Below are 22,308 nucleotides of genomic sequence, written 5' to 3'. Positions count from 1 at the left end.
CCCAAACCTGGCTAACCAGCATCCGCAAGAGGCCAGCGATGCAAGAGAAAACCCCTCCCACCACACCGTTCGTTTTGCACGTCGGCGTAACCGGACACCGCGAACTCGCCGCTGCGGCCATTCCGGCCATTACCCGGGCCGCAACCGACATCTTGGACGCCATCCGCCTCAGCGTCGCCGCCCACTACGCCCATGCGCCAAAGGGCCTTTTTAGCACCTGCCCCCCCATCCTCCGCTGTCTGTCCCCGCTGGCCGAGGGCGCGGACCGGATCATGGCCCGTCAGGCCCTGGAACTGGGGTATGAACTCCAAGCGCCGCTGCCCTTCCCGCGCCAGGAATACGAAAAAGACTTCAAGGAGGATGCGTCCAAGCAGGAATTTCGCGAACTGCTGAAAAAAACCACGGCCGTCTTGGAACTCGACGGCACACGCGCGGCCGAGGACGACGCCTACTTGGCCGCGGGTCGCATCGTACTGGAACAAAGCGACCTCATCATTGCCGTCTGGAACGGCGCCGAAGCCAAGGGACGCGGCGGCACGGGACAGATCGCGGCCGAGGCTCAATCCCGGGGCATCCCCATGTTCGTGGTCAACCCGGTCGATCCAGCCACCGTCAAACTCTTGGCCACGAACGTCTTGGACCAGTGGCACACGGACCTCGACGAGGCTCTCGGCCACATCCTGCTGCCGGCCTCATGCCAAATACGCCCCCCTGCAGCGTCCCACTGTGAACGCTTCGTGGACTTTCTCATCGGCGGGACTCCCACCGGCACGAGCCCGCAAGAGTATTTCGCCGAAACCTGGAGCCGCCCCAATCTCCTGGGTGGCTTCCCCGCTTGGTTCGAAAAAACGCTCGCCCGTCAAAAGCGGCCAGGGGCTTCCGGCGCTCCCCCACCCGCGTCGGACAGATGCCCCTGGTGCAACGGCCTCGGACAGAATCTGCCCCAGCCCGGACAGATCACCCGCACCTTGGACGAGCACTACAAATGGGCCGACCATCTGGCCATCCATTACGGTTCGCGCTTCCGCGCCCTGGGGCTCCTGCGCCACCTGCTCATGGCCATGGTCATCATCGGCCTTCTCATCGGCTTTAACGTCGAACCCCTCGAAGTCCTGGGGTTTAGCCTCCAGTTCCTGGGGTTTGCGGCCATCCTGCTTTTGGTGCGGATCAACAGACGGGGAGATTGGCACCAGCGCTTCCTGGACTACCGCTACATGGGCGAACACCTGCGCCACATGCCCTATCTCGTCCTGCTTGGCCGCGTGCCGGCGTTTGCCCACGAGGGCGCGGACGCCTCTTGCACCAAGGAGAGCTGGCCGGCTTGGCATCTGCGCAATGTGGCCCGCCAGGCCGGCTTGGTCCATGCCAGGATGGAACCATCCTCGCTACAACAGTATTGCAAGCTGCTCGACAGCAACGTGATTGCCGACCAGATAAACTTTTACGCCGAACGAAGGCAACGCTACGACACGATCTCCCGTCGCCTGGAACAATTCGGGACAGGTTGTTATATCGCGGGCCTTTTGTTCATCCTCCTGCGCGTCGCCGTGTTTGCATGGATAAAAGAAGTAACGCCGCTGTGGGACGGGGCCATGGGCAGCACCCTTCGCAGGCCGCTCAGCGAAATCGCCTTGGTCATTCCAGCCGTCGCATCCATGACCTTCGCCATCCGCTCCCAAGGGGAATATATAAGGCTGGGCATGCGTTACAAACGCATGCTGGAAATGCTCGAACAAAAACATAAAGCCTTGCAACGCCTTGCCCCCCTGACCAGCGCCAAACTCGGTGATTTCGCCGAAGATCTGGCCGGCCTCCTTTCCAGCGAAGTTTCAGGCTGGCACGTGCTGGTCAAAAGCAAGGTGCTTAGCCCCTACTGAGACGCCATGGTCGCGGTTCGGCAGCTGTTCGTTTTAAGGTACTGATAGGGGTCGCCTCAGAAAACGGAAAAAATCGTACGGTAAGACATTGGCATGGGCCGTCTGGAAAACGACCGTTTTTTTGCCCAACGTCAGACAAATTGAAATTATTACTCGACTTTCGGACATCGACTTTAAATAACGGCAAAATACAACCGGCTGAAATTGATTTAAATTTTTCTTGAAGGACACTTCCTGCCCCTGTACACTGTTGTTACCAAGCACCAGAGCGCAGAGGAGGAAGTGCCCAAATGGAAAATACGGAAATCCTGCCTGGCTTTCAAGTGACAAAAGAGAGTCTAGTCAATAAAATTGACTTTTTTTTGACACAGTCAACCTAAACAGGCTTGCGTCTGCTTGTGGCATTTCCAAAACTAAAGGCGTCTCTGCAAAGAAATTGCTCATGATGCTTTTTACATTGCCATTTTTAGGAACAAATATTTACCGAGCCATAGTACGCAACGCTGACTGTGAGTTCGGCAAGGACGCGGTTTATAACTTCCTCGGGTCGCACCGTTTTAGTTGGCGGCGGCTACTCCTCATGGTTGCCCTCAAAGTCTCATCCATGCTTGGCGCACTGACGACCAAGGACCGTGAAACCGTGCTCATCCTCGATGATACGTCTGTGCATCGCCCTCGAGCCAAGAAGGTTGAACTCCTCGCCCGACTCTATGACCACTCTGAAAATAAATTCCTCAAGGGATTTAGAATGCTGACACTCGCTTGGTCAGACGGAGCCAGCCTCGTTCCCCTTGATTTCGCGCTGCTTTCTTCTGCCAATCCGTGCAACCGTTATCAGGGCATCATCAAACAACTGGACAGGCGCACTTGCGGAGCCAAGCGTCGTCGGGAGGCTGTGACCAAGTCCACGAGCCTCCTTGCACCCATGGTCCAGCGAGCGCTTGAGACCGGGATCAAAGCTCGATACCTGCTTATGGACAGTTGGTTTGGCATGCCTGCCGTCATTGCCTCCCTGCGTCACCTGCTCCCGGTCATCTGCATGGTCAAGAGAACGCCAAAAATCCTCTACGGATGGAGTGGGAAGCGTCTCTCGCTTGATGGAATCTATCGGGAACTCAAAAAACGCCGTGGGCGCGCTAAAATTCTTTCCAGTACCGTGGTTACCATGAACGACGGCGAGGTAGCTCGAATTGTTTTCGTCCGGGATCGTCGGAAGAAAGATTGGCTGGCCATCCTTTGCACAGATATCAATCTTTCCGAAGAGGATGTTGTCCGCATCTATGGCAAACGATGGGACATTGAAGTCTTCTTTAGAACGATAAAGCAGTTTCTAGAACTGGAAAACGGGAGCCAGGCTAGAGACTTTGACACTCTTATTGCCCACTCGACCATCGTTTTCCTCCGCTATATATTCCTTGTCCTTGAGCAACGCCGAGAAGCTGACCCTCGTTCCCTGGGTCTCCTCTTTCACGCCTGCTGTGAGGAAATGCGTGATGTGACCTATATCGAATCCTTAAAACGCATTATCGAGCTTGCAGCGGCAGAAATACTACCGAAACACCCCGCCACTGCAGACATTTACAACGCCTTGGCTGAAGCTATGATCGGCCAAGCGATCCAATTTTTCGGCCTAACAGGCTCAATTTGTCAAAGATCTCAGGCGAATGCCGCCTAGCAGAAACTCCGAAAGTCGAGATTATTATTTTTTTTTGAAAATAAACTCAGTCAAGAAACCTTGCCAAATGGGAACGGTGCTCCACGTCGTAGCTTCTCTCTTATTGGGCCTTTCTGAGGCGTTCCCGAAGTGGTGCGACGAAGATCTACCTGGCCCTGCCCGTTTTCGTCGATTCTGGGGCCGCTGTGAGCTTCTGAGGAGACATGTCCGAGCCTGCTGCCGAGTGTTGCCAGTCTCCGCACAAGCTTACCGTACGATTTTTTCCGAATTCTGAGGGGACCTACTGGGCCGCGTGCTACCGGCTCCCGGCTAAGTTTCCATAACGCCCGTTTCGGGTCATCTTCTCCCCAATCATCCCAGGCCCTTAGCCTGACCAGACCGCAGCGATGCGGCCCGGGACGCCTCCCGCGTGCGCCCAGCGCATACGAATACGCCTTTTCGTATGTAGCCCGCGCACGTTTTCTGTTCTCAACCAACACGATCAGACAGGGATCGCGACCTGGCTCTTCAGACGCAAAAAGCTCTCGGGCGTCACGCGGGTGATTCAACTGATCGAGGCTTGCCATTTAGGCAAGACAAGATTATATTTTTATATAATCCTTTTTTTGGAGGTACGCCATGCACACAACCAATCTGAGAAAGGTGGGTGGATCCATCATGCTGGCCGTTCCGCCCGCCATTCTCGACCTGCTGCACCTGCAGGCGGGCTCATCCGTCGGTCTGGCCGTCGAGAACAACCATTTGGTGGTAAAACCGACACAGCGCCCACGCTACACTCTGGACGAGTTGCTCGAGCAATGCGACGCTTCGGCCGAAATCAGTAAGGAAGACCATGTCTGGCTGGATAACAGGCCGATCGGCAGCGAGCTGTTGTGATGGAGCGAGGCGATATCTACCTCGTGTCCCTGGACCCGACTTCAGGACACGAACAACAAGGAACGCGGCCTGTTCTTGTGGTGTCTCCATCGGCCTTCAACCGGCTGACGAGAACCCCGGTCGTGCTGCCAATAACCAGTGGCGGAAACTTCGCCCGAACGGCCGGCTTTGCCGTGTCGCTCATGGGAGCTGGGACGAACACGACGGGTATCGTCCGCTGCGACCAGCCGCGCGCCATTGACCTCGCCTCACGCAACGCCCACAAGCTGGAAAGCGTGCCGCGGGCAATCATGGATGAGGTGCTGGCCAAGCTCACACCGCTCTTCGAGTGATTCGATTTACCCACAAGGATAAAGAAGGAATGGTCAGGACGTCTTTTCGTCCAGTAAGCCTTCGTGGCGAATAAAGCTTATGATTTCAGCAAGGCCAACCCCTTCCTTCAGGTTGCTGAACACGAAGGGACGATCACCGCGCATCTTTTTGGCGTCGCGCTCCATGATCTCCAGCGATGCGCCGACGTGGGGGGCCAGATCGATCTTGTTGATGACGAGCAAGCTGCTTTTGGTGATTCCGGGGCCGCCTTTGCGCGGAATCTTGTCCCCGGCCGAGACGTCGATCACGTAGAGGGTCAGGTCGGCCAGATCCGGGCTGAAGGTGGCACTCAGGTTGTCGCCGCCGCTTTCAATGAACACGATGTCCAGGTCGGGAAAGCGCGCGCACAGGGTGTCCACGGCGGCCAGATTGAGGGAAGCGTCCTCGCGGATGGCCGTATGCGGGCAGCCGCCGGTTTCCACACCCATAATGCGCTCGGACGGCAGAACCGCGCAGCGGGTGAGGAATTCGGCATCCTCGCGGGTGTAGATGTCGTTGGTCACCACGGCCAGCTCGTAGTCGTCGCGCATGGCCAGGCACAACCGCTCGAGCAGCGCGGTTTTCCCGGAACCGACCGGGCCGCCCACGCCGACGCGCAGGGCATCTCTCTCGAACATGGTCTTACTCCTGATTACGATCGGAACAAGCGCACCCGCTGGCCGGCGTGCCGCAACTGAGCCAGGGCGCGCCCCGGTGCGTTAGCAAAAAAAGGCGCGTCCACGCCGGCCAGGGCGGCTTGAACGGCGGCCGCCACCCGCTCGGTCATGGCCGCCAGAATGCGCTGGCCGGCCGTCTGCCCAAGGGGCACGAGCTTGACCGCGGCCATGGTCTGCTCCTCGGTGAGCACCCAGCCAAAAGCGAGCAGCGCTTCGCGCGCCGTGGCACCCCAGCCCGCCCCGGCCAGGGCGAAGGCGCAGGCGTAGGTGGCGTCGCCGCCCTCGGCCAGCAGGCGCGCCGCCGACCGGGCCAGAGGCGTGTCGGTCTCCGCGGCCAGAATCCTGGCCAGACTGCCGCCGAGCTGTCGATCCTCGGCCCTGGCCTCGGCGTTGTCCCGCCAGGCGAGGAGTTCTCGGCTCGTCTCCAGAGCCGCGTCAGCGTCCCCGGCCGCCCAGGCGGCGTGCATCCGGGCTAACGCCGGCAGATCCAGCGAGGCCATGTTCGCCTCGAACACACCGGAGAGCCAGGAGGCAAACGTTGCCGCATCCCGTACCCAGCCGGCCTCCACGGCCCACTCCAACCCCTGGGAATAGGCAAAGCCACCAATCGGCAAGGCCGGGCTGGCCAGACGCAACAGGCGCAGCAGGGCTAGGGAATCCATGTTCCCCCTACGCCGCCCACGGCGGCGTCGAAGACGAATACATAGGCCCCGTCCTCGGGCTCGAACGGCCCGCGCACCGCCTCCGGCAAAAAACCCAGGCCACGCAGCATGTCGTCGAGCACAGCATCGGTCGGATAGCTGATGCAGCCCGGTTCGATCATGATGGTGGCATGGCGGTTGCCCAGGTGAAAGGCGGCCTGGGCCAGCAGGACCGGATCACCGCTCCGCACGACGCTTAACGCCTCGTCCGCGGCCGTGATGACCGCCGACCGGCCGTCCCCGGCGACCACGCGGTCGCCGGCGCGCAGGACCGTTCCCCGGGGCAAAAAGAGCGCCGCCTCGAGGCCGGATTCGGTCGCCACGCGTTGCCGGGTCTTGCGGCGAGCCTCGTGATCCAGCCGGATGGCCTCGCCCAAAGCCGCTCCCGCGGCCTCCCGAGGCGGCAGCACGCGCACATATGTCACCATGCGCCCCGCCTCCCCTTTACGGAAGCCCGAAGGGCAAAAACCGCCGGCCGCCCAAGCCCTTTCCCGCGCGCGCCCCTGTCCATCCCGAACACCCCCACGCCCTCCACCCTTAAAACAGGAAATAGCGCTGGGCCAGGGGCAGGACCTTGGCCGGCTCGCAGACAAGCCGTTCTCCATCAGCCCGGACCTGGTAGGTCTGGGGATCAACTTCAATGACCGGCAGGGCGTCGTTTAAGACCATATCCTTTTTGCGCAGTCCCCGGCAGCCGGACACGGCCGACACGGGCTTGCGCAACGCGTAACGCTCCCCGACGCCGGCCGCCGCCGCGGCCTTGGACACGAAGGTCACGGCCGTATGGGCCAAGGCGTTGGGGAGCGCCCCGAACATGGTGCGGTAATGCACGGGCTGGGGCGTGGGGATGGAGGCATTGGGGTCGCCCATGGGCGCGGCGATGATCATGCCGCCCTTGATGACCATATCGGGTTTTACGCCGAAAAAGGCCGGATCCCACAGCACGATGTCGGCCAACTTGCCCGGCTCCAGGGAGCCCACTTCGCCGGCGATGCCGTGAGCGATGGCGGGATTGATGGTGTACTTGGCCAGATAGCGCCTGGCGCGCAGATTGTCGTTGTCCCCGGTCTCGCCGGCCAGGGGACCACGTTGGACGCGCATCTTGTGGGCGGTCTGCCACGTGCGGATGATGACCTCCCCCACCCGGCCCATGGCCTGGGAATCCGAGGCGATCATGCTCATGGCCCCAAGGTCGTGCAGGATGTCCTCGGCGGCGATGGTTTCCCGCCGGATGCGCGATTCGGCAAAGGCCACATCTTCGGGAATGGAGGCGTCCAGGTGGTGGCAGACCATGAGCATGTCGAGATGCTCGTCAATGGTGTTGACCGTGTAGGGACGCGTCGGATTGGTGGAGGACGGCAGCACGTTGTCCACGCCGCAGGCCTTGATGATGTCCGGCGCATGGCCGCCGCCCGCGCCCTCGGTATGGTAGGCGTGGATGGTGCGGCCCTTGAAGGCGGCCAGGGTGGATTCCACGAAGCCGGATTCGTTGAGGGTGTCGGTATGGATGGCCACCTGGACGTCCTGGCGCTCGGCCACGGACAGGCAGCAGTCGATGGCGGCCGGGGTGGTGCCCCAGTCCTCGTGGAGCTTGAGCCCCATGGCTCCGGCCGCGATCTGTTCGTCCAGGGCCTGGGGTTGACTGGCGTTGCCCTTGCCCAAAAGGCCGATGTTGACGGGCAGGCTGTCGGCCCCCTGGAGCATCCGGGCCAGATGCCAGGGGCCGGGGGTGCAGGTGGTGGCGTTGGTGCCGGCGGCAGGCCCGGTTCCGCCGCCAAGCATGGTGGTCACGCCGGAATAGAGTGCCTCCCAGGCCTGCTGGGGACAGATGAAATGGATGTGGCTGTCAATGCCGCCGGGGGTGGCGATGAGGTTTTCGCCGGCGATGATCTCCGTGCCCGGGCCGATGATGATGTCCACCCCGGGCTGCACGTCGGGATTGCCGGCCTTGCCGATGCCGGATATGCGGCCGGCCTTGATGCCGATGTCAGCCTTGACCACGCCCCAGTGGTCGAGGATCAGGGCATTGGTGATGACCGTGTCGGCGCACTCGATGTCGGGCCGCTGACTTTGGCCCATGCCGTCGCGGATGACCTTGCCGCCGCCGAATTTGACCTCTTCGCCGGGGATGGCGAAATCCTTTTCCACTTCGATGACGAGGTCGGTGTCGGCCAGGCGCACCTTGTCGCCGACGGTGGGGCCATACATCTCGGCATAGGCCTGACGGGTGATCTCAGCCATGACGCGCCTCCTCCACGGGCCCCATGATCTTGCCGCCGAATCCGTAGACAAGGCGGTCGCCGACATAGGGCACCAGGGTCACGGTACGGCTCTGGCCGGGCTCGAAGCGCACGGCCGTGCCGGCGGCGATGTCCAGCCGACGGCCCAGAGCGGCCTCGCGGTCGAAGCGCAGGGCCTCGTTGACCTCGTAAAAATGAAAATGGGACCCGACCTGGACCGGCCGGTCGCCGGTGTTGGCCACTTCCACGCGCACGGTCTCCCGCCCGACATTGAGGGCTACTTTTCCCGCAGCCACAATCATTTCTCCGGGTATCAAGGTGAGCCTCCAGACATTCCTGCTTACAGAATGGGATTATGGACGGTGACCAGCTTGGTGCCGTCGGGAAAAGTCGCCTCCACCTGGATTTCGTGGAGCATTTCCGGAACGCCTTCCATGACGTCGTCACGGCCGAGAATGGTGCGGCCGTATTCCATGAGCGCGGCGACGGGCTGTCCGTCGCGGGCTCCTTCCAGGATGGCGGCGGTGATAAGGGCCACGGCCTCCGGATGGTTGAGCTTAAGCCCCCTGGCCCGGCGGCGTTCGGCCACGAGGGCGGCCGTGAATACGAGCAGCTTGTCTTTTTCGCGTGGCGTCAGGTGCATGACTCCCCCTCGCCTGTGGTTATTAGGTGTTCCAGATGCGCGGCGGACACGGGGGCAGGCCGACCACCCGCGTGCGCCAAAGCGCCCAGGCCGCGCCGAACTGGCGTTTGGCCTCCCAGGCGTCCCGTCCGATGTAGCGCCCGACGAGCAGGCCGTCGCAAACGCCGAAGGCGGCCGGACCGGGGCCGACCGCTTCGGCAAGCCAGGCCGCGTCCCCCTCGGGCAGCCCCGCGCCCATTGGTGCGGTGGCCCAGAAAAGTCCGCACACCCTGTCGCCGCCAAGTCCCCAGGCGGCATCGAGCATGTCCGCGCCGCCGTGAAAATGGCAGCGGTCGGCCAAAAGCGGCCGCCCCTCCCGGACAAGGCGCAGGCCCTGGCCGAAAAAACCCGACGCAAAGCCTTCCCCCGCCGCCGCCAGTCCCAGGCAGCAAATCTCCCAGCCGGCAAAGGACGCGTCGCCGGCAAGCTCGACCAGGGTTTCCTGCCTGGCGCGCGCGGCGTCGTGCACGATGGTTTCCTGGGGCAGCCATTCGAGCGAGGCGCCGTCGGCCACGGCAAAGCGCTGGTCAATGACGGCCTCGGCCCCGGCGGAGCGGTAGATCTTGGCCGCTGCGGGCGTGGTGACCAGGGCCCGGGCCCCTGCCTCCACAGTCAGATCGAGGCGCAATCCGTCGCCGCCGACCACCCCGCCTGGCGGATGCAGCACGTAGACATGGCAGACTCCGGGGCCTTCCGGATAAAACGGGCGCTGCACGCAAAGCGGCCCCTCGTGCCGCCGCCCGGCCAGGACCGTGCGGCCGGCACGGGCGGCAAAACACAGGTCGAGCCGGGCCCGCCAGCACGCGTCGCACGTCTCGCCAGCATCCGCGTCCATAAAATGCCTACACCTTGAGATGCTTGTTGATCAGTTCGTCGTCCAAGGCGGCCATGGCCCCCGAGGCCACGATGCGGCCCTTGTCCATGAGCTGGAAGGTCTTGCCGAGTCGTCGAGCGATGGGAAGTTTCTGCTCCACCCACAGCACGGTCAAGCCCATTTCCCGGTTGAGCCTGGAGATGACGTCGCAGATATGGCTGATGATGTTGGGCTGGATGCCTTCCGTGGGCTCGTCCAGGATCATGAGCTTGGGATCGCAGGCCAGGGCCCGGCCGATGGCCAGCTGCTGCTGCTGGCCGCCGGACAGGTCGCCGCCCTGGCGGCCGAGCATGTCCTTTAAGACCGGAAAGAGATCGAAAATGAAGGGTGGGACGGTCCGCAGGCCGTCGCGGCGGCCGACCAGCCCCACCCGGAGGTTCTCCTCCACGGTCATGCGCGGGAAGATGTCCCGGCCCTGGGGCACGTAGCCGATGCCGTTTCGGGCCCGCATGGGCGCCGAAAGCCGGGTGAGGTCCAGGCCGTCGAACAGGATCTTCCCGGAACGCAGGGGCAAAAGCCCCATCAGCGCCTTGAGCAACGTGGTCTTGCCCACGCCGTTTCGGCCCATGAGGCACACGCAGTCGCCGGGCTCCAGGGTCAGGTCGACATCCCAGAGGATCTGGCTGCCGCCGTAGGCCTGGGACAATCTCTCGATACGCAACACGTCAGGCCCCCAGGTAGACTTCGACCACGCGCGGGTCGTTTTGGACGAAATCCATGTTGCCCTCGGCCAGCACCCGGCCCTCGTGGAGCACGGTGACACGCTGGGCGATGGCCCGCACGAATTCCATATCATGTTCGATGACCACCACCGTGTGCCGGCCGGCCAGGGATTTGAGCAACGCCACGGACACGTCCAGCTCGTGCGGCGTCATGCCGGCGGCCGGCTCGTCCAGAAGCAGCACCTGGGGCGCCTGCATGAGAAGCATCCCGATTTCCAGCCACTGCTTCTGACCGTGGGACAGGAGCCCGGCCGGACGACGGCGCTCGGCGGCAAGGCCGATGGTTTCCAGGGTCTCGTCGGTGGCCTCGCGCAGCGCCTTGGTCTTTTTGGCGAAAAGCGTGGGCCGCACCCCCTTGTCGCAGGCAAAGGCCAGTTCCAGGTTCTCGTCCAACGTCAGATTTTCGAAAACCGTGGGCTTTTGGAACTTGCGTCCCACGCCCATGCGGGCGATTTCCCATTCGCTTAGATCCGTGAGCACCAAATTCTGCCCCAGCACCACACGGCCGGCGGTGGGCTTGGTCTTGCCGGTAATGATGTCGAGCAAGGTGGTCTTGCCGGCCCCGTTGGGACCAATGATGCAGTGCAGGCAGCCCTCGTCCACACACAACGACAGATCGGTCAGGGCATTGAAGCCGTCGAAGCTGACGCTGACGTTTTCCACGTACAAAATGACGCCCGAATCCGAAATCACCGCCTCGGGCTTGGCGTAATTGACCGAGCTGACGCTTTTCATGCCCTGGCCTCCGCCCTGGAAGCGGCGTCGCCGCCCCCGCCGTCGACGGACTTTTTGCGGCCGACGGTCAAAAGCCCCAGCAGGCCGCGCGGCAAAAAGAGCGTGGCCAAAATGAAGATGGCGCTCAGGACGAACAGCCACAAATCCGGGGCCAGGGCCGTGAAGACGCTCTTGGCCCCGTTGACGGCGAACGCGCCGAGGAGCGGTCCGGCAAGGGTTCCCCGGCCACCGAGGGCCACCCATATGGCGATTTCGATGGAGTTGGCCGGAGCCATCTCGCTGGGGTTGATGATGCCGACCTGGGGCACGTAGAGCGCCCCGGCCACGGAGCACATAAAGGCCGAAAGCGTCCAGACGAAGAGCTTGTAGCGCAGGGGATCGTAGCCGAGAAACATCACCCGCGACTCGGCGTCGCGCACGGCGGTCAGCACCCGGCCGAGCTTGGAGGCGGTCACCGCCCGGCACAGCAGGTAAAAAAGCAGCAACACCAGTCCCGAGCAGAGGAAAAGCCCGGTCTTGGTGGCCGGTTCGGCCAGGGAAAAGCCCAGCAGCCGCTTGAAGTCGGTCAGGCCGTTGTTGCCGCCGAAACCGGTGTTGTTGCGAAAAAAAAGCAGCATGGCCGCATACGTGAGCGCCTGGGTGATGATTGAGAAGTACACGCCCTTGATGCGCGAACGAAAGGCGAAAAAGCCGAAGATGAGCGCCAAAAGGGCCGGGACGACGAGAATGACCAACAAGGCGAACCAGAAGTGGTCAAAGCCGAGCCAGAACCAGGGCAACTCCTTCCAGTCCAAAAAGACCATGAAGTCCGGAAGCTTCGAGCGGTAGACGCCCTCCCCGGCCATGGCCCGCATGAGATACATGCCCATGGCGTAGCCGCCGAGCGCGAAAAAGAGGGCATGGCCGAGGCTTAGGATGCCGGTATAGCCCCAGACGAGATCCAGGGCCAAAGCCAGGATGGCGAAACACAGGAATTTGCCCAGAAGCTGGACCATATAATTGGGCAGGTGCAGCGCCGCGCCTTCCGGCACGGCCAGATTGAGCACCGGCGCGACCACGAAGACCAGCGCCGCCAGGACGAAGGTGACGGTCCAGGCCGTACGGGATTGCAGATTCCATACTTGGCGAAACATGAAAGGCTCCTTGGGCTCAGTCCGAAGCGCGGCCCTTGAAGGCGAAAAGGCCCTGGGGACGTTTCTGGATGAAGACGATGACAAGCGCCAGGACGATGATCTTGCCGAGCACCGCGCCCATGAAAGGTTCAAGCGCCTTGTTGATGACGCCAAGGCCCAAAGCCCCGACCACGGTGCCGATGAGCTTGCCCACGCCGCCAAGAACCACCACCATGAAGGAATCCACGATGTAGCCCTGGCCGAGCTCGGGTCCGACGTTGCCGACCTGGGTAAGCGCCAGCCCGCCCAGCCCGGCGATGCCGGAGCCCAGGGCGAAGGTCCACATGTCGATTTTCCAGGTGTAGATGCCCATGGCCTTGGCCGTGTCGCGATCCTGGGTCACGGCCCGCACCTGCAGGCCGAGCGTCGTGCGGTTGAGCAGAAACCAGCACAAAAAGACCACAAAGGCCGTGAAAACGATGATGGCCAGCCGGTTGTAGGTGAGAGTCAGGCCGGAAACGACCTCCAGACCGCCGGAAAGCCAGGAGGGATTTTGCACCTCCACGTTTTGCGCCCCGAAAAGGAGGCGCACGGCCTGGATCAGGCCCAGGCTGATGCCCCAGGTGGCGAGCAGGGTTTCCAGGGGGCGCTTGTAGAGAAACCGGATGATGCAGCGTTCCAGGGCCATGCCCACCAAAAACGGCACGGCAAAGGAAAAGGGAATGGCCGCCAGCAGATAATAATCCACCGCGACCGGAAAATAGGCCCGAAAGGACTGCTGCACCATGTAGGTGGCGTAGGCCCCGAGCATGAGCATCTCGCCGTGGGCCATGTTGATCACGCCCATCAACCCGAAGGTGATGGCGAGTCCCAGGGACGTCAGCAGCAGCACGCTGCCGAGACTCACCCCGAAAAAGAGGTCCCCCAGCCGGCTGACCACGGCGGCCTTGCGCTGTAGGGAATCCAGGGCGGCCTTGGCGGCCTGGCGCACCCGCGGGTCGGCCGCGCCCGGATCGTCCTTGGCGGCCAAAAGCTGGCGCAGGTTGGAAACGAGCGCGGTGTCGCCGGACTCGCTGATGATGCCGATCGCCCGCAGCTTGCGGGCCGGATCGGGACTGCCCAGGTTGAGTTGCGCCACGATCGTCCGCAGCACCGCCTTGACCTGGGGATCCTTTTCCTTGGCCAGGGCCGCCTCGACGGAGGACAACTGCGATTCGGACGGCGACGACTGCAACTCCTGGGCGGCGGCCAGCCGGACCGACGGATTGGGGTTGGCCAGATTAATCTGGGCGACGGCTTTCTTGACGGCAAGACGCACGCGGTTGTTGACCAGCGGCGGTTCCACGTGGTCCACGCCCGCCACGACCTTCCCGGAAGCCAGGTCGACGGCCTGTCCGCCCTCTTTCCCGGGCAGCATGACGCAACGGCCCCCGGCGTCGGCCCCGACGCGGTAATCGAGCAGCGCGCGCAACGTGGCCACGTCCCTGGGCGCGCCCGAAGCGCCCAGGCGGTCCACGGCCTCGATAAGCTCGGTCCGGCTGCCGGCGCACAGCCCGGCCAGTCCCGCAGCCTCGCCCCCCTGCCCCCGCGCGGCCGGCGCGACCGCGGCCAAAAGGACCACAACCACGGTCAATTGCGAGAAAAAACGCAACATAAGCACTTTCCGGGAGCGGCGCCCGCCTATGGACGCCGCTCCGCTTCCGGTTAATTCACGTTTAGTACTTGGGCTTTTCACAGTTGCCGCACACCCACGGATAGGTCCAATCCGCCGTCTTCTTGGCGCTGTCCGGAATATAGCGGCTCCAGGGTTCGGCCCGGATGGGGCCCTTGGTCTTCCAGACCACCTCGAACTGGCCGTCGGGACGGATCTCGCCGATGACCACGGGCTTGTGCAGGTGATGGTTCTTCGCGTCCATGACCACGGTGTAGCCGTCGGGGGCCTTGAACTGCTGGTTCATCAGGGCCTGGCGCACGGCGTTCACGTCGGTGGTGCCGGCCTGCTTGACGGCCTGGGCCCACATGTTGATGCCGATGTAGGTGGCTTCCATGGGGTCGTTGGTCACGCGCTTGTCGCCGCCGGGCAGGTTGTTCTTCTTCACGTATTCCCGCCACTTCTTGATGAAGGCCTCGTTTTGCGGGTTCTGCATGGACATGAAGTAGTTCCAGGCGGCCAGGTGCCCGACGAGGGGCTTGGTGTCGATGCCGCGCAGTTCTTCCTCGCCCACGGAGAAGGCGACGACCGGGATGTCCTCGGCCTTGACGCCCTGGTTGGCCAGCTCCTTGTAGAACGGCACGTTGGAATCGCCGTTGATGGTCGAAATGACGCAGGTTTTCTTGCCCGCCGCAGCGAACTTTTTGATGTTGGAAACGATGGTCTGGTAGTCGCTGTGGCCAAACGGCGTGTAGACTTCCAGGATGTCGGCGTCGGCCACGCCCTTGGAATGGAGGAAGGCCCGCAGGATCTTATTGGTGGTGCGGGGATAGACGTAGTCCGTGCCGAGCAGGACGAAACGCTTGGCCTCGCCGCCGTCCTTGCTCATGAGGTACTCCACGGCGGGAATAGCCTGCTGGTTGGGGGCCGCGCCGGTGTAGAAGACGTTGTAGGAGCACTCCTCGCCTTCATACTGCACGGGGTAGAAAAGCAGCCCGTTGAGCTCCTCGAAAACGGGCAGCACCGACTTGCGCGACACCGAGGTCCAGCAGCCGAACACCGCGGCCACCTTGTCCTTGGTCAAAAGCTCCCGAGCCTTTTCCGCGAAAAGCGGCCAGTTGGAAGCGGGATCGACCACCACGGGCTCGATCTTCTTGCCGAGCAGGCCGCCCTTGGCGTTGAGTTCGTCGATGGTCATCAGGGCCACGTCCTTGAGCGAAGTCTCGCTGATGGCCATGGTGCCGGACAACGAGTGGAGGATGCCCACCTTGATGGTGTCTTCCGCCCGGGCCGGACGCGACGCCAGCACACAGGCAAAAACGGCCAGGCAAGACAACAAAGCCAAAATTCGGTGCCTCAAACCCATACAATCTCTCCTTCTCGTTACGTGTTGCGGCGTTCCCCAACAGGGGCGGCCATAAACCACGGCTCCGGGCGTTTTCGGGCAACGATGCCGCCCGGCGCCAATCCCCTCTCTCTCGACGTTATCTCTGTCCGGCGCGCCTACTGCGCCAGATGCAGGGCAATATCGGCCCGGGCCGCCGCCGCCGCGATATGGCGCCGCATGGCCCGGCGGGACTTCCCCGGCGCATGAAGCGCCAGGGCCTCAACCAGGGCCTCGTGCTCGGCCACCACCTCCTCGGTCAGGGAAAGCACGGGCGGCTGGTTTTCGATCAGCTGGGAAAGGGACGGGGCCAGGGACTTGGTGAAAAACGGATTGTTGGCGGCTTCGACGATCTGATGGTGCAGCGTGCAATTGAGGCGGACGAGCAAGGCCGCATCCCCCCCGTCGAGGGCCTCGCGCATGCGCGAGGCAAGATGCTTCAGATCCTCAAGCTGGGCGTCGGTGGCGTTTTGCGCCGCCAGCCCGGCCACGGCGGGCTCCACCACATAGCGGAACTGGTACATCTGGACCAGCCGGGAGGGGCGCTGCAGCGCGTCGGCCCGCGCGCCCCGGCAATCCTCCCCAAGGGACCGGTCCGCCGTCTCGCCGGCCAAATAAATGCCCCGGCCGGGGCGGATGCGCACGCGGCCCAGGGTTTCCAGCGCGACCAGGGCCTCGCGCACGGTCGGCCGGCTCACCCTCAGGCGCGCGGCCAGCTGGCGCTGGGAGGGCAGCCTCTGGCCAGGGGCCCAGTCCCCGCTATCGATCAGGGCCAGGAGCGCGTCCATGGCGCTCTGATCGGGGACTTGCGGGCTGCCAGCCATGCCGTCGTCTTGCGGGGTATTGGAGCCTGTCATGTGCTGTCTCAAAATTGTCGTCTCTAAAAAAGGAACGTGTTTTCACCAAAACGCGACATCAAATTTTAACGAAAACGTACTTATGTCAATACCGGTCTTGCCGGTCAGACCAGATTTGGCGTTTTCCGGTTCACGCGCCGCGCGCGCGCCTTTCCCGACTGCCGCCAGGGCGCGCCATAGGGACGGCGCGACACGATCCTGGTCGGGAGCGAAGGCCGGCCGCAACAAGTCGTTCGCATAACTCGTTTATTTTAAGCTTATTATAGAAAAGACATGCTGCAATGACGGCATAAGCCGGACTGCAGGGCGGGAGAGTCCCCGGGGCGAAAATAGGCAGGAACCGAGAAAAAAGGCACGGCCTGCCGCTTGGCAGGCGTTTGGGAGGAAAGGGCTCCAGGCGGACTGATGGGTTCCGAGACGAGGCCGGGGCCATGCACAAAATTGTGCCCCCAATGCCCCTGGCATGGTTTTTTATCGCTTTCTATCCCAGCCGACTAACACAATCGTCACGCTTCACCCACCTAAAATCGACAATTTCGTATTTTATCTGTAACAAAATTGTCGGTTTTACCTCGCCCCCCTCGACGAACGCGCCGCGCCTTCGCCTGCCAGTGCCGTGCGTAATCAAGGTATAAGCCCCACTTCTGCCAGTCGTCTGCCCGGCGTTTCGTGAGCCGCGTTCGGCCTGTTTGCCGACAATTTTAATACATTCTTTTATTTCAAATAATTATCGATTATATAATCGCGATTTTTTGTTCTTGTGATCGCCTTTTTGGCCACCGTGCCGCTAAGAGCGGGCCCCGCACTTGCAACAAGCCGGGCCGCAACGAAGCGCTTAGCCATGAGTTTGTCCTGGATTAGAAGCCGTTGCCAATCTCCAGCTTGACTAGGTAGTTCTTGGTAGTTAAAAAGACTATAAAGGAGGGTGTCATCATGCAGACGCAACCTCATACAACACCTACGAGTATTAAACTTCCCGTCGAATTGCGGGATCGGCTGCAAAATCTTGCAAAAGTTCGGAAACGCACTCCTCACTCACTCATGATTCAAGCACTTGAAACGTATGTAGCCAGAGAAGAACAGCGGGAAGCCTTGCGCCAGGAAGCCAGGGCCGCGCATGATGAATTTATGCTGACGGGTCTGCATGCGACTGCGGAAGAAGCGGACGCTTGGCTTGCTGAACTGGAAGCGGGAAACGATGTGGAGCCGCCTCAATGCCACGTTTAAAACTGGTGTGGTCACCTTCTGCGCTCCTGGGAGTTCAGCGGGCCTACCGTTTCCTTGCCGAAAAGGACAGAGACGCCGCGCAGGCCGCAGTGGGAACCATCAGGAAACACGCTGCTATTCTGAAAAAATTTCCAAGCGCCGGCCGTCCGGCTGAAGATTTAGACCCGGAACACCGAGAATTGCTTATCCCGTTCGGCGTGTCCGGGTATGTGTTGGTCTACGAGGTTTACGCCGAAATTATCCTGGTGCTGGCCGTGCGCCACCAAAAAGAATCCGGGTACTAACAGCCGAGGCTCGGTCCCCTGCGTTCTCGCTATCGCTCTAATAGGTTCGTTTTAGGGATTTTTTTTCTTAGACATAATGGCTGAAAGGTCAGCTACCCCCGGCGTTGCCGGGACTTGCAATGTGTGAGCCGCTCAAAGAAGCTTAATATTGAGGCCGCCTGAAGGCAGCTATTCCGTTGCCGGCTTTAGCTGCTCAAGCCGAGTGATGACTTCTCCGCCTCTGTCCTGGAGAAGCTCGTCGCGACACTGGAGCGGTTGACATGAATGCGGTTCCTGGTTGTGCTCAGGTCTTTCTCGTGCTCGGCGACACGGATAAAGATCCTTGCGTCTGCCCCATGGTCCCGCTTATCATGGGACATGCGCGTGGTTAAGCCCTACAGCTTTCAAGCCCCTCCCTGGCGTCGGCAAGCGCTGTCTTCTCCCCGCTGGCAGCAGGTTCCACTTGTCCAGCACCCCTGGCAGCCTTGCTCGCTCGATCCATACGAATGGCAAAGGGCTTCTTGGAAATTGACCGCAACCCAGGACGACGAGGCATCCCATGAACGAAGAGATCTTGCGCTCGGTGATTCTCCGCAGCCAGACGCTCAAGGAGATCATGGAGCGGGACATCCAGGCCCTGATCAACCTGAAGCCGACCAATCTCATCGGGGAAAAGGAGATGACCTCCCTGATTCAGATGGCAAAAGACGAAAAGGCCGGAGTCGAAGTACGAACGATCAATGAGCGCTGGAAGGTCTGGGCCGACAGCTACTCCCGGGTCTTGAACAAGTTTTCCATGCTGCAGGAACGCTACGGCGACCAGGAAATCCAGGAGTTGTTCGACAAGGCGGAGGACTCGCTGCAAAAAAAGGACTGATCCGCAAGGGACGCTCCGGCCTCCGCGAGCACTTGGCGGCAACCCGCTGGCTGCTGGGGGTGGAGCCGTTGCGCGAGGTCCATATCTTCATGGACGCGGCCGCAAAGAGATATCGTGGTGCCGGTCATCGCTTGATGCACCACGATATGGCGACGGCTGATATGTTGGCGACATATTACGGTAAGTTTGATGCACAGCTTTCCATCCAGGCTTCCCGTGAGGTGATCTTGCACATTGCCTTCGACCGGGGCTTGATTCAAGCAGAGGATGTGGCCCTCATGCGCGACTATGCCCGACAGTCCAAGAAAAAATCCCCGCCATAATGCTTTGGGGCTTGAGACTCTGCAGGAAGAGAGGAACCTACTTAAACGGTACGGAGCAACGATGCCAGATCCAAACGGAGGACGGGAGAAGGGCCAGAGTTTGCGCCTACTTCTTTTCATAGGATTATCTGTCAAACTCTACTTGAATTTACACCACCTCCGTGGACTTTATTGCCGGTTCGGGCGTCCCGTGTTCCGACAGGCAGAGGCTTCATTGCGATAGAGACGGCCGATGGGGGTATCCGCCAGAAAGGTCAGCGGGATCTGTTTGCTAAGCGCCTCAATATCGCGGGGATTTTGGGTGAGGATATAATGGGAAAGGATGCCTCGCTCTTTGTGCCAAGGCGTATACCGAAATTGTTTTGGTCCATTTTGGGCATAACGTAAAATTTGGAAGGCCACGCCAGCCGGGATAGCGGTATAGGCGGGGGGAAGTCCGTTATCCAGGGTCACCACCGTGTTGCACCAAGGATCGACTCCCGGGGTATAAGCCAATAAGGGGAGCAGCGCTTGGCTAGTTTGGGTCACTGTTTGACGAGTGGTAGTAGCAACGGTATCGTAATCAGGTAGTGTCCACTTTTGAAAGGTCTGCAAGGCCATGGGGGCTAGGCCGAGGAAAAAGACCAATGCTACGGGTACAGCCGGCACAGGCATGTATCGCGCCGTGACCAAATAACTCATAGTAAATACAGGCAGCAGGATTTTCGCACCGATGCCACCCAGGCTGACGTAATAGTAGCAAAAACACAGCAGCAGTAACGGCACCATGGTTGTCAGCAAAAAAAACAGCGTAAACCGCAACTTTTTCCGGCAAGCGGTGTCGTCTCTTGGAAGGAAGACTAAGCGTAAAGAAAGGGCCAGGGCGTTTATGACCAGGAAAGCAAGGTAGACGTAAACGATGGCGTCCGTGAACGTCGGTTGGCGCGGGGCGAAAATGGTTTTGGCGTTGGTCGTGATCAACGTCCATAGCGGCCGAATATCGCCTTTTAGTGCTTCCAGGTAAACCGGCAGGCCAAAGGCCGAGCCCGGAAAGGGCTCGTAGGGATAGGGCGCCATGAAAAGATTGTAGAGCACATATGTGGCGGCGATGCTGGCCAGACAGGCCAGCCCTCGCAGGGCTGTCTCGCGACCGGGCCACCGCTGCACGTCCTTGGGCGTGAAAAAGAGCGGCAGGAAGACGAGCCCCCAGCTGTACCGCAGCAGGGCGGCCAAAAAAATGACAATATACAAGACGGCAAACCAGGTCCGCCTGGCTTGGGGCGTGGCGGCCTCGAAATGACGGATAAAAAGCGCCGCAAACAGAAATCCGCAGGCGATATGCACACCTTCGGGACTGCACCGGGCGATATAAATAAAGAACAGAATATTGGTCAGCAGCAAGGCTCCGGCCCAAATCTGGAGCCGAAAGTCCTTGCGCAAAAGGAGCACGAAGCCGGCCAGCCCCAAACTCACCGCGCTCAGACTGAAAATTGTCCCCGAAGCCAGTCCCCAACCCACGAAACGGCCGATGATCCCGAACAGCATTGGGAAAAAGGCGCTGTGTGCGCCGAATCCGCCGAGCCCAAGACGCGTGGCCGGGGCGACCAGCTCCTCGAAACCGTAATATCCGCCCCGAAATCCCACGGCGGCATAAGTAGCGATTTCATGCCAATAAAAAGTGAAATCCCCATCGCCAGGCAAGGCGTCGGTGATTCGCGCGCCGCAATAGATATGCAGCAGTCCGGCCAGAAGGAGCCAAGGCGCAGCGACCAGCGTCAGGGCAAAAAGCGTCCGGCCAAGGATCGCCGGCAGGCGGGCTAGAAAAAAACGGCTGGTCCCAGATGCCAAAGCTGGCTCCATTTTCCCGTCAGGACGATGAGGAAATGTTCGTCGAACTCTTTTGGGCTATAGCCATAAGGTGCACACCGTAAATCCAGAATAAATTGCTGCCCCATTTCTGTCCATTTGCCGTCCGTGCCGTGCAGGGCGAACAGCCGGCGGCGATACGGGCCATCCTCGGCGTAGACAGTGACAGCGCTGTCCTTTCCCGAAACCCGGGGGTAAAAAATGACTGTGTCGCGGTCTTTTTTAACCGTTACCCGCACTTCCGTCCGGCGGTCGGCCGCCGATGTAAAAAAGCTCCAGGGAGTGCCAGGCTCCGGCATATCCCGCACGGCTGCGGCGTCCGGTAGAGTGACCGTCTGCAGGACATTGCTGCAGGAAAGAAAGCGGATCTTGCCGGTGGTCTGTGACCGAAACGGCGCGATGAGCGTACACAAGACGCTGTTGCTGAAATCAGCGTAAAACCGCGTGGCTCCGAAAAAACAAGCCACGAGCAAAGCGACCAGGGCAAACAGGCGAAGCTTGCTGTCTTGTCCAAGCATGCTTGTGTATGCTCTTGCCATAGCTCTTAGGCCTGGGCGGCCATTGTGCCCAGCGGTTTGGCCGGTACGCCTCCGACGACCGTGCCGGGCGTGACATCGCGACGGACCACCGCACCGGCGGCTATAACCGCCCGGTCGCCAATGGTTACGCCGCCAAGGACTGTGGCCCCGGCTCCGATCCAGACGTTATCGCCAACGACAATGGGTCGGCCGGTATATTCCTGTTCCAGGGTGGCCAGATCATCTCGGCGGAAATCATGGCCCCCGGTGACGAGGATGGCGCCCGGACCGATCAGGACGTTTTGGCCGAGGGTCAGGCCGCCGCGTCCCGAGGCCAGGACGGCGTTGATGCCCACCCAACAGTGCGGCCCAAGGGTGATGCCCTCGCCGATCATGGCGTTGGAAACATAGGAGCATACGTAGGCTCCGCGCATGATCCGGCAGCCGGTGGCGATGGTGATGGCCGCACCCGAGGCATGCACGCGTACGCCCCTGTCGATGTAGACAGATGGACCCAGGGCAATGGCGTCCATGTGGAAAAACTCCGCTCCGGCTTCGACAACCGGCGCGCTGGAACCGCGAGTGAAAAGCGGCCGGTAGAGCACATGGCGCACGACTATGCCAGGCAGCCCTGGTAAAAAGCCCGCCAGCCACTGGGGAAGCTGCTCCAGCACATAGCGCCACGGGCTTTTGGCCCGGGTGCGGAGGTAGGTGCCAAGCGCCTTGGGACCGCTGGCGTCCATATAATCGCGCAGACGCTCGGTCACGTTTTTTTTGCCTTCTTGCCCGTTGACGTGGCCAGCAACGCATCTACCGGTGGAAACCACAACAACAATTTTTT

The 22,308-nt window shown here is 61.2% G+C and carries 24 protein-coding genes and 1 pseudogene; 8 read left to right on the top strand and 17 right to left on the bottom strand.

The features are described from left to right. The first annotated feature begins 38 nt into the window (after positions 1-38). The 4 genes and pseudogenes from ACMZ6R_RS04040 to ACMZ6R_RS04025 all read left to right on the top strand — a co-directional run bounded on the left by ACMZ6R_RS04040 (position 39) and on the right by ACMZ6R_RS04025 (position 4,760). Positions 39-1,877, top strand: coding sequence for a hypothetical protein (locus ACMZ6R_RS04040; RefSeq protein WP_416109601.1), 1,839 nt, complete (start codon positions 39-41; stop codon positions 1,875-1,877). 370 nt (positions 1,878-2,247) lie between these two features. Beyond that, a pseudogene (locus ACMZ6R_RS04035) lies at positions 2,248-3,552 on the top strand (IS4 family transposase); the annotation flags it as partial. A 618-nt stretch (positions 3,553-4,170) separates the two neighbouring features. Then, positions 4,171-4,428, top strand: a complete 258-nt coding sequence (locus tag ACMZ6R_RS04030) for an AbrB/MazE/SpoVT family DNA-binding domain-containing protein (protein WP_416109599.1) — start codon at positions 4,171-4,173, stop codon at positions 4,426-4,428. After that, positions 4,428-4,760 (top strand): type II toxin-antitoxin system PemK/MazF family toxin, encoded by a 333-nt coding sequence (locus ACMZ6R_RS04025; protein WP_416109598.1) that lies wholly within the window; start codon positions 4,428-4,430, stop codon positions 4,758-4,760. Before ACMZ6R_RS04030 ends, ACMZ6R_RS04025 begins: the two co-directional genes overlap by 1 nt. 33 nt (positions 4,761-4,793) lie before the next feature. On the opposite strand, the gene ureG is transcribed toward ACMZ6R_RS04025, so the two are convergent. The 14 genes from ureG to ACMZ6R_RS03955 all read right to left on the bottom strand — a co-directional run bounded on the left by ureG (position 4,794) and on the right by ACMZ6R_RS03955 (position 17,257). Further along, positions 4,794-5,417, bottom strand: a complete 624-nt coding sequence (ureG, locus tag ACMZ6R_RS04020; RefSeq protein ID WP_416109597.1) for an urease accessory protein UreG — start codon at positions 5,415-5,417, stop codon at positions 4,794-4,796. Positions 5,418-5,431: 14 nt separating this feature from the next. After that, the gene (locus tag ACMZ6R_RS04015; protein WP_416109596.1) at positions 5,432-6,118 is read right to left on the bottom strand and encodes an urease accessory protein UreF; all 687 of its coding nucleotides are present in this window, start codon (positions 6,116-6,118) and stop codon (positions 5,432-5,434) included. Further along, on the bottom strand, positions 6,106-6,585 hold the full coding sequence (locus ACMZ6R_RS04010; RefSeq protein ID WP_416109595.1) for an urease accessory protein UreE: 480 nt from the start codon (positions 6,583-6,585) through the stop codon (positions 6,106-6,108). The genes ACMZ6R_RS04015 and ACMZ6R_RS04010 overlap by 13 nt, the downstream gene beginning before the upstream one ends. 109 nt (positions 6,586-6,694) lie before the next feature. After that, positions 6,695-8,398 carry an urease subunit alpha gene (gene ureC / locus ACMZ6R_RS04005; protein WP_416109594.1) on the bottom strand — a complete coding sequence of 568 codons (1,704 nt, stop codon included), beginning with the start codon at positions 8,396-8,398 and terminating at the stop codon, positions 6,695-6,697. Further along, positions 8,391-8,714 (bottom strand): urease subunit beta, encoded by a 324-nt coding sequence (locus ACMZ6R_RS04000; protein WP_416109593.1) that lies wholly within the window; start codon positions 8,712-8,714, stop codon positions 8,391-8,393. The genes ureC and ACMZ6R_RS04000 overlap by 8 nt, the downstream gene beginning before the upstream one ends. A 23-nt stretch (positions 8,715-8,737) precedes the next feature. Continuing rightward, positions 8,738-9,040 (bottom strand): urease subunit gamma, encoded by a 303-nt coding sequence (locus ACMZ6R_RS03995; protein ID WP_416109592.1) that lies wholly within the window; start codon positions 9,038-9,040, stop codon positions 8,738-8,740. Between the two features lie 22 nt (positions 9,041-9,062). Beyond that, on the bottom strand, positions 9,063-9,914 hold the full coding sequence (locus tag ACMZ6R_RS03990; RefSeq protein ID WP_416109591.1) for an urease accessory protein UreD: 852 nt from the start codon (positions 9,912-9,914) through the stop codon (positions 9,063-9,065). A 7-nt stretch (positions 9,915-9,921) separates the two neighbouring features. Next, a complete protein-coding gene (urtE, locus tag ACMZ6R_RS03985) occupies positions 9,922-10,617 on the bottom strand; it encodes an urea ABC transporter ATP-binding subunit UrtE (protein ID WP_416109590.1) in 696 nt (231 codons plus the stop codon). A gap of 1 nt (position 10,618) precedes the next feature. Then, positions 10,619-11,410 carry an urea ABC transporter ATP-binding protein UrtD gene (urtD, locus tag ACMZ6R_RS03980; protein WP_416109589.1) on the bottom strand — a complete coding sequence of 264 codons (792 nt, stop codon included), beginning with the start codon at positions 11,408-11,410 and terminating at the stop codon, positions 10,619-10,621. Further along, positions 11,407-12,543 carry an urea ABC transporter permease subunit UrtC gene (urtC, locus tag ACMZ6R_RS03975; protein WP_416109588.1) on the bottom strand — a complete coding sequence of 379 codons (1,137 nt, stop codon included), beginning with the start codon at positions 12,541-12,543 and terminating at the stop codon, positions 11,407-11,409. Before urtC ends, urtD begins: the two co-directional genes overlap by 4 nt. A 16-nt stretch (positions 12,544-12,559) precedes the next feature. Next, on the bottom strand, positions 12,560-14,176 hold the full coding sequence (gene urtB / locus ACMZ6R_RS03970; protein WP_416109587.1) for an urea ABC transporter permease subunit UrtB: 1,617 nt from the start codon (positions 14,174-14,176) through the stop codon (positions 12,560-12,562). Between the two features lie 61 nt (positions 14,177-14,237). Further along, on the bottom strand, positions 14,238-15,539 hold the full coding sequence (urtA, locus tag ACMZ6R_RS03965) for an urea ABC transporter substrate-binding protein (RefSeq protein WP_416109586.1): 1,302 nt from the start codon (positions 15,537-15,539) through the stop codon (positions 14,238-14,240). 137 nt (positions 15,540-15,676) lie between these two features. Then, positions 15,677-16,414, bottom strand: a complete 738-nt coding sequence (locus ACMZ6R_RS03960) for a FadR/GntR family transcriptional regulator (RefSeq protein WP_416109585.1) — start codon at positions 16,412-16,414, stop codon at positions 15,677-15,679. Between the two features lie 714 nt (positions 16,415-17,128). After that, the gene (locus ACMZ6R_RS03955) at positions 17,129-17,257 is read right to left on the bottom strand and encodes a hypothetical protein (RefSeq protein ID WP_416109584.1); all 129 of its coding nucleotides are present in this window, start codon (positions 17,255-17,257) and stop codon (positions 17,129-17,131) included. 90 nt (positions 17,258-17,347) lie between these two features. On the opposite strand from ACMZ6R_RS03955, the gene ACMZ6R_RS03950 reads away from it, so the two are divergent. The 4 genes from ACMZ6R_RS03950 (at position 17,348) to ACMZ6R_RS03935 (ending at position 19,104) form a co-directional block, all read left to right on the top strand. Continuing rightward, positions 17,348-17,641 carry a CopG family ribbon-helix-helix protein gene (locus ACMZ6R_RS03950; protein WP_416109583.1) on the top strand — a complete coding sequence of 98 codons (294 nt, stop codon included), beginning with the start codon at positions 17,348-17,350 and terminating at the stop codon, positions 17,639-17,641. Next, positions 17,629-17,925, top strand: coding sequence for a type II toxin-antitoxin system RelE/ParE family toxin (locus ACMZ6R_RS03945; protein ID WP_416109582.1), 297 nt, complete (start codon positions 17,629-17,631; stop codon positions 17,923-17,925). Before ACMZ6R_RS03950 ends, ACMZ6R_RS03945 begins: the two co-directional genes overlap by 13 nt. Positions 17,926-18,463: 538 nt before the next feature. Beyond that, the gene (locus ACMZ6R_RS03940; protein WP_416109581.1) at positions 18,464-18,781 is read left to right on the top strand and encodes a hypothetical protein; all 318 of its coding nucleotides are present in this window, start codon (positions 18,464-18,466) and stop codon (positions 18,779-18,781) included. A gap of 32 nt (positions 18,782-18,813) precedes the next feature. Next, complete coding sequence (locus ACMZ6R_RS03935; RefSeq protein WP_416109580.1) at positions 18,814-19,104, top strand: hypothetical protein; 291 nt, start codon at positions 18,814-18,816, stop codon at positions 19,102-19,104. 168 nt (positions 19,105-19,272) lie between these two features. Here the strand turns inward: ACMZ6R_RS03935 and ACMZ6R_RS03930 are convergent, their stop codons facing one another. From ACMZ6R_RS03930 to ACMZ6R_RS03920, 3 genes are read right to left on the bottom strand one after another with little or no spacing between them, the layout of a single operon-like run. Beyond that, entirely contained in the window at positions 19,273-20,931 is a 1,659-nt protein-coding gene (locus ACMZ6R_RS03930) for a hypothetical protein (protein WP_416109579.1), read from the bottom strand. Then, complete coding sequence (locus ACMZ6R_RS03925; RefSeq protein WP_416109578.1) at positions 20,901-21,467, bottom strand: hypothetical protein; 567 nt, start codon at positions 21,465-21,467, stop codon at positions 20,901-20,903. The genes ACMZ6R_RS03930 and ACMZ6R_RS03925 overlap by 31 nt, the downstream gene beginning before the upstream one ends. Before the next feature lie 26 nt (positions 21,468-21,493). Then, on the bottom strand, positions 21,494-22,234 hold the full coding sequence (locus ACMZ6R_RS03920) for an acyltransferase (protein WP_416109577.1): 741 nt from the start codon (positions 22,232-22,234) through the stop codon (positions 21,494-21,496). Positions 22,235-22,308 lie beyond the last annotated feature (74 nt).

Source organism: Solidesulfovibrio sp. C21 (assembly GCF_047785625.1).
Taxonomy (GTDB): Bacteria; Desulfobacterota; Desulfovibrionia; order Desulfovibrionales; family Desulfovibrionaceae; genus Solidesulfovibrio.
The sequence above is the reverse complement of the archived record's forward strand: the minus strand, read 5'-3'. Positions and strand labels throughout refer to the sequence as shown.

Excerpts from the sequence above, each read along its gene's own strand:
- ACMZ6R_RS04040 (WP_416109601.1), top strand. The coding sequence starts at position 39 with ATGCAAGAGAAAACCCCTCCCACCACACCGTTCGTTTTGCACGTCGGC.
- ACMZ6R_RS03945 (WP_416109582.1), top strand. The coding sequence starts at position 17,629 with ATGCCACGTTTAAAACTGGTGTGGTCACCTTCTGCGCTCCTGGGAGTT.
- ACMZ6R_RS04010 (WP_416109595.1), bottom strand. The coding sequence starts at position 6,585 with ATGGTGACATATGTGCGCGTGCTGCCGCCTCGGGAGGCCGCGGGAGCG.
- ACMZ6R_RS03925 (WP_416109578.1), bottom strand. The coding sequence starts at position 21,467 with ATGCTTGGACAAGACAGCAAGCTTCGCCTGTTTGCCCTGGTCGCTTTG.
- ACMZ6R_RS03950 (WP_416109583.1), top strand. The coding sequence starts at position 17,348 with ATGCAGACGCAACCTCATACAACACCTACGAGTATTAAACTTCCCGTC.
- ACMZ6R_RS04030 (WP_416109599.1), top strand. The coding sequence starts at position 4,171 with ATGCACACAACCAATCTGAGAAAGGTGGGTGGATCCATCATGCTGGCC.
- urtB (WP_416109587.1), bottom strand. The coding sequence starts at position 14,176 with ATGTTGCGTTTTTTCTCGCAATTGACCGTGGTTGTGGTCCTTTTGGCC.
- ACMZ6R_RS03960 (WP_416109585.1), bottom strand. The coding sequence starts at position 16,414 with ATGACAGGCTCCAATACCCCGCAAGACGACGGCATGGCTGGCAGCCCG.
- ureC (WP_416109594.1), bottom strand. The coding sequence starts at position 8,398 with ATGGCTGAGATCACCCGTCAGGCCTATGCCGAGATGTATGGCCCCACC.
- ACMZ6R_RS03995 (WP_416109592.1), bottom strand. The coding sequence starts at position 9,040 with ATGCACCTGACGCCACGCGAAAAAGACAAGCTGCTCGTATTCACGGCC.
- urtA (WP_416109586.1), bottom strand. The coding sequence starts at position 15,539 with ATGGGTTTGAGGCACCGAATTTTGGCTTTGTTGTCTTGCCTGGCCGTT.
- ACMZ6R_RS03990 (WP_416109591.1), bottom strand. The coding sequence starts at position 9,914 with ATGGACGCGGATGCTGGCGAGACGTGCGACGCGTGCTGGCGGGCCCGG.
- ACMZ6R_RS03940 (WP_416109581.1), top strand. The coding sequence starts at position 18,464 with ATGAACGAAGAGATCTTGCGCTCGGTGATTCTCCGCAGCCAGACGCTC.
- urtC (WP_416109588.1), bottom strand. The coding sequence starts at position 12,543 with ATGTTTCGCCAAGTATGGAATCTGCAATCCCGTACGGCCTGGACCGTC.
- ACMZ6R_RS03955 (WP_416109584.1), bottom strand. The coding sequence starts at position 17,257 with ATGGCTAAGCGCTTCGTTGCGGCCCGGCTTGTTGCAAGTGCGGGGCCC.
- ACMZ6R_RS04015 (WP_416109596.1), bottom strand. The coding sequence starts at position 6,118 with ATGGATTCCCTAGCCCTGCTGCGCCTGTTGCGTCTGGCCAGCCCGGCC.
- ureG (WP_416109597.1), bottom strand. The coding sequence starts at position 5,417 with ATGTTCGAGAGAGATGCCCTGCGCGTCGGCGTGGGCGGCCCGGTCGGT.
- urtD (WP_416109589.1), bottom strand. The coding sequence starts at position 11,410 with ATGAAAAGCGTCAGCTCGGTCAATTACGCCAAGCCCGAGGCGGTGATT.
- ACMZ6R_RS04025 (WP_416109598.1), top strand. The coding sequence starts at position 4,428 with ATGGAGCGAGGCGATATCTACCTCGTGTCCCTGGACCCGACTTCAGGA.